The sequence below is a fragment of the Planktotalea sp. genome (genome assembly GCF_039984035.1).
Taxonomy (GTDB): Bacteria; Pseudomonadota; Alphaproteobacteria; order Rhodobacterales; family Rhodobacteraceae; genus Planktotalea.
Genome location: NZ_JBDWVM010000275.1, coordinates 1 through 7,370, shown reverse-complemented (window position 1 = coordinate 7,370; position 7,370 = coordinate 1). Strand labels below are relative to the sequence as shown.

The following is a 7,370-nucleotide window of genomic DNA, read 5'->3' as shown; positions in this document are numbered from 1 at the left end:
CAATTGAAAGAAACGCTGGATGCGGCGCATGTGTCCGACTTCCTCGGGCAGCTGCCCAATGGCCTTGATAGCGCTGTTGGCCCGCGAGGCTCTGCCCTGTCTGGCGGCCAACGCCAACGTGTCGCAATCGCGCGCGCGCTGCTGCGCGACACGCCGATCCTCTTGCTGGACGAAGCCACCTCTGCGCTCGATGCGCAATCCGAGGCGGTCGTGCAAGCCGCGCTTGAAAAACTGTCGGTCGGGCGCACGACATTGGTCATCGCGCACCGCCTTTCAACAATTCGCAGCGCAGATCAGATCATCGTGATGGAAGCAGGCGAAGTCGTGGAAAGCGGCACACATGGCAGTTTGCTGAAAGCAGACAAGGTCTATGCCTCCCTGCATGCGCTACAGGCCAAAGCCTAAGATTTGCTATAATCCGCCGCGAGCTGATCAGTCGGCACGCCTGCAAAGTATCGCGCTAGCGTCCAAAGGTTGCGCGACCCGCGGCGTAGCCAGCCAGAGCGCTCATATTTCTGGGCGCTGGTCACTGCCATAACGTCGATTGGCGCTATGCGTCCTTTGAGCGTGCGCACGATGGCCACATCTTCAAACAGCGGGATATCCTCGTAGCCGCCGATAACTTCATACAAGGCGCGCGAGATGAGCAGTCCCTGATCACCATACGGCAGGCCAAACCAGCGTGAGCGCAGGTTCGCCCAACCCGCAACGAGTTTCGCAGGCAGACCGCGACTTGCAAAGCTCAGTTTGAAATATCCAGCGTCTGCACGTGTGAGATGCTCCGAGACCCTCTCGCTCCACCCCGCCTCAAGCTGCGTATCCACATGCAGGCATAACAGCCAATCGCCCTTGGCTGCCGCGCATCCGCGTTGCAACTGACCACCTCGTGAAGGCGCGCCCGTAATCCAAACCGCGCCAATCTGATCCGCAATGCGCGCTGTGTCATCGCTTGATCCACCGTCGCTCACGATCAACTCGCGGATCAATCCCGCCTCGACACCTTCCATCAAGGCACCTGCACATCCCGCAAGCGCATCCTGCCCGTTCAGAACCGGAATAACGACAGAAATAGGTGCGCGCATGGATCTTCCCCTTCTCACTTCCCGCGCGTAGCCCTATATCAGCGAAAGGCCCAACGGGAGAGTAAAATGACTGAATTCCAGCAACGTCGTCTTCTACGCATCAGCGGCGCAGATGCGCGCAGCTTCCTTCAAGGGTTGATCACCAACGATGTGAACAAGCTGGATCAGGGGTTGGTCTATACGGCTTTGCTTACCCCGCAGGGCAAATACATGGCTGATTTCTTCCTTGTGCCTGATGGAGAATCCATTCTACTTGATACCGATGCCGCGCAAACCGACATGCTGGCGAAACGCTTGACCATGTACAAACTACGCGCCGATGTCAGCATTGAAGAAGACGAACGCTCCGTCACGCGCGGCACCTCTGAAACGCCAGAAGGCGCGTTTGCCGATCCTCGCTCTAACGCGCTTGGCTGGCGTAGCTATGCGGGGCATGCAGATGAAAACGTGGATTGGAGTGCGCTCTATGTCGCGCACAGCGTTCCCAATGCGGGGCGTGAGCTGAGCGCAGATAGTTTCATTCTAGAGATGGGCTTTGAGCGACTGAACGGGGTTGATTTCAAAAAGGGCTGTTATGTCGGCCAAGAAATCACCGCGCGCATGAAGCACAAAACAGAGCTACGCAAAGGACTTGCTCAAGTTTCCATCACTGGCGAAGCGCCTATTGGGACAGACATTACAACAGCTGATGGCAAACCCGCAGGGACGCTGTTTAGCCAATCCAATGGCCATGCTCTGGCTTACCTACGGTTCGACCGTGCAACAGGTGCGTTGAACGCAAAAGACGCGCAGATTACCTACGCGCCTTAAACTTGTTTTCATCTACCACGAGACGCAAAAATCGCCGCGTTAGCGGCTAAACCTGTGCGCGCAGCGCGCTATCAGATTAGGCGCGCTCTGAGTATTCAATCGTATCTGTGTTCACGACAATATCTTCATCCTGCGCGACGAACGGTGGCACCATGACTTTTACACCATTGTCCAGGATCGCAGGTTTGAAGCTGTTGGCCGCTGTTTGCCCTTTGACGACAGGTTCTGTCTCCACAACCTTGCAGATGACTTTCTGCGGCACTTTTGCGTTCAACGCTTCTTCGTCATACATCTCAACAACGATGGTCATACCATCCTGCAAGAACGGGCGACGGTCGCCCAGAAGTTCCGCAGGCAATTCGATCTGCTCATAGGTCTCCGTGTCCATGAACACCAACATCCCGTCTGTTTCATACAGGAATTGCTGGTCCTTTTGCTCGAGGCGAACCTTCTCAACTTTGTCGGCGCTGCGGAAGCGCTCGTTTAGTTTCGATCCATTCCTCAGGTTGCGTAGTTCCACCTGTGCAAATGCGCCACCCTTTCCAGGTTTTACGTGATCGACCTTCACAGCGGCCCATAAACCGTCGTTGTGCTCGAGGACATTTCCAGGGCGAATTTCGTTTCCGTTAATCTTGGGCATATGTGTCAAAACCATATCAAAAGGTTGATGAATTCTTAGCCATCCCTATATCTGGAGGGTCGGCCCCGTGCAAGTTCACTATATGTCGTGCTGCAGATGCAGCAAGCCATGCAGATTTTGCATAGATGCTATGCATTTACAGGGTATCCGAATCGGTATGAATAGGTCATAAGATCCCTCACGCCGAAAACACAAGAGCAAGAACAAAGGTCGGAATTATGAGAGATTTCGTTGATGGCACTGCCTACAACTCTGAGCAAGGCAACCGCGCGCGCAAGCTGTTCGCTGCCGTGGTTCTCGCAGCTCTAGACGACGCTATTGCCGACGACAAAAAATATGGAAACGGTCCTGAGCAAATCGCTCGTTGGGCGCGTTCCCGCGACGGACGTGAAGTTCTATCTTGCGCTGGAATCGACCCGAACGAACGTGTGGTAGACGGTTTGATGGAGTTCGTCTCAAAAGGCGTTCGTACATCTGTTGCTCTGTCCCGTGAAGAATCTGAGCGCCGCAATGCTGCGCAACAGGCTGAAGCTGCATAAAGTACGCTTCGCCAACTTAAAACTTAAGCGCCCCCGATCTGCTCTCGGGGGCGTTTTTTATTGGCCAATCGCTAATTTAGAAAGTTGTTTTAGAAAATAAACAACCAAACGCGCGCCACCATCAGCTCCATTCCCAGCAAAAGCAACGCGACAGCGCGCATACGCCAACCGGTAAAGCGTCGAAACAAGATACCAACGCAGACCACAACCAAGGCAACCTCCAAAGGTTGCACAAAACCAGCGTGATGCGCGCGATCCCAATAGCTGATCGGACTTTCGAATATCCAATTGCTTGCGGGCCAGAAGTGGGGACGCCCATCATCATGATGCAGCGGAAAATCCAACGCGATGTGCAAAAGCCCTGCCCCAGCAAAGGCTTGCAATGCTGGCGCTTTCCACCAAAGCGCAAAGGTCAGGATCAGCCCCCAAATCAAAAACGAATTGTCGATAGCAAAAACCGTTTGCCATGCGTTCGAAAAATAGAGCTGATTGAAGACCGTATTCGCCGGAATCTGCAGCACGAAGAGTGAGACACCGGCCATGATATAGAGCGAGGCATCTGGCAAAAGCCCACCTATCGCACTGGCGCGGGTGACTTTTGGATCGTCTTTCTTGGAAAATGCCGCCAAAGCGAAAATCAAATGGGCTGGTGTGTTCATCGCTCTTTCTCTCTGCGCGGCTGCGCTTTATGTCTGACAAGACAACAAGGGACTGTCCATGACCAAAGCGATTATGATTCAAGGTGCTGGCTCCAACGTGGGAAAATCCATGTTGGTTGCAGGAATTGCGCGCGCACTCAGTAATCGTGGCATGTCTGTTGCCCCGTTCAAACCGCAAAACATGTCCAATAACGCAGCCGTGACCGTCGATGGCGGCGAAATCGGGCGTGCCCAGGCATTGCAAGCCCTTGCTGCGCGCCGCGATGCGCATACGGACATGAACCCTGTGTTGCTCAAACCTGAAACCGACACCGGTGCGCAGGTAATTGTTCAGGGCAAACGTTGGGACACGTTGCGCGCACGCGATTATGCCAAAGCAAAGCCCAAGCTGCTCTGCGCTGTACTTGAGAGTTTTCAACGCCTCAGCGAGAGCGCGGATATTGTCATTGTTGAGGGCGCAGGAAGCCCAGCAGAGGTGAACCTGCGCGCAGGCGATATCGCCAATATGGGCTTTGCGGACGCTGCGGGCGTTCCCGTTGTGCTAACTGGCGACATTGATCGTGGAGGCGTTATTGCGCAACTGGTCGGAACGCAGACCATCCTGCCGTTAAGCGATGCGGAGCACATCAAGGCCTTTTGCATCAACAAATTTCGCGGCGATGTCAGCCTGTTTGACGACGGGCTCACCGCGATCACCGATCACACGGGATGGCCCTCTTTAGGCGTTATTCCTTGGTTTGCCGACGCATGGCGCCTACCTGCCGAGGATGTCATGGACATCGCATCGAGCAAAGGCGGCGCGTTCAAGATCGTGGTGCCCCGCCTTGCGCGGATCGCCAACTTTGATGATTTGGACCCACTCAGCGCGGAGCCTGATGTCAGCGTCGAGATCATTGAACAGGGTCGGCCCCTGCCCTTGGATGCGGATCTCATACTCATTCCGGGGTCAAAAGCAACCATTGCTGATCTGGCCTTCTTTCGCGCGCAAGGATGGGACATTGATCTGCTTGCCCATCTGCGACGCGGTGGCCGTGTGCTCGGAATTTGTGGCGGCTATCAAATGCTGGGCAAAACGATCAGTGATCCGGAGGGAATTGAAGGTCCGCCGACCCAAGTGGAAGGCCTTGGTTTGCTCGATGTGCACACAGTGATGTCGCCGCAAAAACGCGTGGCTCTCACCAATGCCACCTATTTACCAACGCAAGATAGCGTCGAAGGCTATGAGATTCATCTTGGGAAAACAGAAGGGCCAGATTGCGCGCGCGCATGGCTGTCCATCGATGACCGCCGCGAAGGCGCTGCAAGCGAAGACGGTCGCGTGATGGGATGCTATTTGCATGGCTTGTTTAGCTCTGATGCCTTCCGCGCAAGTTTCCTAGGCGCGGCGGTACAAAGCGATCTGAGCTATTCAAGCGACGTCGACAGCGTTCTTGACGCGCTCGCGGCGCATCTCGAAACCCATATGGATCTGGATCTACTGCTCAAACTCGCCGAGCCGATAAAGCTTTAACCGAGGTCGTGCTCTGCCAAGGCGCGGTGAATTTCACGGCGCACCAATTTACGCACGTTGCGCGTGATGCGTTCCCCCAAGGGGCCCTGCAATTCTTGGCGTACGATCTCAGCGACCATGTCGCGCAGCGCTTCTTCATCCAGAACAGCGCCCAAATCTTCGTCGTCGAGCAACGTTTCTGCGACGTTAGCTTCTGTCTCAGCTTGGGCCTCTTGCACCGCCTCTTCATGCGCCTTCTGGAAGGCAACAGCAGCGTCGTCAAACTCCGCCTTTTGCGATTCTTCGTCTGGATCGGGGAAATCGACACCTGTCGGAACATCAACCGGTTCGAAATTATCTTCCCACGGTAGTGCATTTTCAAACCGCGCGGCGTTCGCGCCGTCTTCTGCTCCGTCAGGTTCAAACTCGGTCGGAGCATTGTTGATCAAAGCTTCAAGCGCCGCGATCTTTTCCCCAATGCTCAGCTGTTCTTCATTTTGCTCATTGGCTTCAACAGCGGACGCTTGATCAGCCTCTTGATCGACCGCAGCTTGGGCCTCATCGGCTTCATCTTCTGCTTCGAAATTAGTCGCTTCGAATGCGTCATCAGGCTCTTCCGTGGAAGGTTCAGCAGCTGCTTCAACGTTCTCGGATGCCTGGTGCTGCAAATCTTCTACTTCTGTAGTTTCATCTTCAGGCTGCAGATCATCAGGCAACGGTGTAGCGAATTCCAGAGTGCCATCCAATTCGGCAGTCTCGACGACAGGATCGATTGCTTCGATCTCAGGTTCAAATGACGCTCTTTCATTGCGAAGAATCAACAACGGCTTGCGCTCTTGCGTCTCGGGTGTCGCCTCTTCTGTGGCAACAACTGCGTCGCTTTCAGGCTCTTCAACCCGCAACGCCGCGGTCAAAACAAGCGCTGGGGTTTGAGACTGCTCTTCAGATTCAGCAGCTTCAGCGACATTTTCTTCTTTGATTTCAAATTCTTGCGGCGACACAGACAGGTCACCCTCAGAGGTATCAGGCGTTTCAACTTCGCGAATGGGCGTGCGCGCCTCATCCGAAACAAGTCGTCGGATCGAAGACAATACGTCTTCTATTTCCAAATTGTTCACTGGATCTGCCATAGTATTTCCATTCTCGCCTCGCCCACAGAGTAGCGGGCCAAGCCAATTCTCACAACAGATAGAACGAATTAGAGCGAGTTTTGCACGTAGCTATGGCAATTTTATGCTGCTCGCCCTGTAGATGTACCCGATTTAGTTTTTGCCGAGCGATTTCAGCACGCGATCCAATTTGGCGCCTTGCACACTGCGCGCGGGGGCATCTTTCACCAGATTATAGTAAGCCGCTGGATCATATTGCTGGACCGGCAGGTTCAAATGCTTGGCTGTCAGCAAGCCCATCGTCGCAAGCGCCGTATAGGCTGCAACGAATTGGTCTGTTTGCACACCGATCAAATTGAACTGCGCATCAAGTAATTCTTGCTCGGCGTTCAGCACATCAAGGGTCGTGCGAGAGCCAACACTCGCCTCTTCACGCACACCGCGGAAAGCAACGCGCGATGCTCTGATCTGGCGCTCGCTCGCGTCACGGGACGCCGCTGCCACGCGCAGCTGAGCGAAGGCATTGCCGACGTTCTGCGCGATTTGATGGCGCACGATATGAAGATTGGCCCGCGTTGCATCACGCGTTGCCATGGACTGACGATGCAACGCATTCAGGCGGCCGCCTTGGTAGATCGGAATGCTTCCTGTCAAAGACAACGTACCCGAATTGGTCGCAGCATTCGCAGAAGGCGTCTGTGTTCGGCTGAGCGTCGCACCCGCTGAAATGGTGCCGCGCATCGCGGCCTGAGCGCGTAGAACATTGAGTTCCGTCGCTGCAACATCATGCTGTACCGCCTGCATTTCGGGATGACCGCGCACGGCGAGCGTCTTGGCCTGCTCGACAGAATTCGGAACAGATGGCAAGGATCTCGGGGTTTGCAAATTACGTGGTTTGTGACCAACGGCTGCGCGATATTCTTCTTGTGCAGCAATCAGCCCACCCTCAGCAGCGGCAAGTCCGGAACGCGCCGCGGCAAGGCGTGCTTCTGCCAATGCAACGTCTGTGCGGGTGATTTCACCCACTTCAAAGCGATCTTGA

General features: G+C 54.8%; 9 protein-coding genes. 4 read left to right on the top strand and 5 right to left on the bottom strand.

Annotation, left to right across the window (positions count from 1 at the left end):
* Positions 1-405 (top strand): ATP-binding cassette domain-containing protein (locus ABJQ89_RS12560; protein ID WP_348496575.1); only part of this gene is annotated, 405 nt, incomplete at its 5' end.
* Here the strand turns inward: ABJQ89_RS12560 and ABJQ89_RS12555 are convergent.
* Complete coding sequence (locus tag ABJQ89_RS12555) at positions 402-1,082, bottom strand: TIGR04283 family arsenosugar biosynthesis glycosyltransferase (protein ID WP_348496574.1); 681 nt, start codon at positions 1,080-1,082, stop codon at positions 402-404. The two genes, ABJQ89_RS12560 and ABJQ89_RS12555, sit on opposite strands and share 4 nt — an antisense overlap.
* 66 nt (positions 1,083-1,148) lie before the next feature.
* Here ABJQ89_RS12555 and ABJQ89_RS12550 point away from each other — a divergent pair, with 66 nt between their 5' ends.
* Positions 1,149-1,892 carry a folate-binding protein gene (locus ABJQ89_RS12550; protein ID WP_348496573.1) on the top strand — a complete coding sequence of 248 codons (744 nt, stop codon included), beginning with the start codon at positions 1,149-1,151 and terminating at the stop codon, positions 1,890-1,892.
* Positions 1,893-1,968: 76 nt separating this feature from the next.
* On the opposite strand, the gene efp is transcribed toward ABJQ89_RS12550, so the two are convergent.
* Positions 1,969-2,532: an elongation factor P gene (gene efp, locus ABJQ89_RS12545; RefSeq protein ID WP_348496572.1), complete on the bottom strand. Its 564-nt coding sequence runs from the start codon at positions 2,530-2,532 to the stop codon at positions 1,969-1,971.
* Between the two features lie 218 nt (positions 2,533-2,750).
* Between efp and ABJQ89_RS12540 the strand changes: the two genes are divergently transcribed.
* Positions 2,751-3,071 carry a DUF6280 family protein gene (locus ABJQ89_RS12540; RefSeq protein ID WP_348496571.1) on the top strand — a complete coding sequence of 107 codons (321 nt, stop codon included), beginning with the start codon at positions 2,751-2,753 and terminating at the stop codon, positions 3,069-3,071.
* Positions 3,072-3,160: 89 nt separating this feature from the next.
* On the opposite strand, the gene ABJQ89_RS12535 is transcribed toward ABJQ89_RS12540, so the two are convergent.
* Positions 3,161-3,730, bottom strand: coding sequence for a cobalamin biosynthesis protein CobQ (locus ABJQ89_RS12535; RefSeq protein ID WP_348496570.1), 570 nt, complete (start codon positions 3,728-3,730; stop codon positions 3,161-3,163).
* 58 nt (positions 3,731-3,788) lie between these two features.
* Between ABJQ89_RS12535 and ABJQ89_RS12530 the strand changes: the two genes are divergently transcribed.
* Positions 3,789-5,240 carry a cobyric acid synthase gene (locus ABJQ89_RS12530; protein WP_348496569.1) on the top strand — a complete coding sequence of 484 codons (1,452 nt, stop codon included), beginning with the start codon at positions 3,789-3,791 and terminating at the stop codon, positions 5,238-5,240.
* On the opposite strand, the gene ABJQ89_RS12525 is transcribed toward ABJQ89_RS12530, so the two are convergent.
* Both ABJQ89_RS12525 and ABJQ89_RS12520 read right to left on the bottom strand, forming a co-directional pair.
* Complete coding sequence (locus ABJQ89_RS12525) at positions 5,237-6,349, bottom strand: hypothetical protein (protein ID WP_348496568.1); 1,113 nt, start codon at positions 6,347-6,349, stop codon at positions 5,237-5,239. The genes ABJQ89_RS12530 and ABJQ89_RS12525 overlap by 4 nt on opposite strands.
* Positions 6,350-6,481: 132 nt before the next feature.
* A partial coding sequence (locus ABJQ89_RS12520) for a TolC family protein (RefSeq protein ID WP_348496567.1) occupies positions 6,482-7,370 on the bottom strand: 889 nt, incomplete at its 5' end.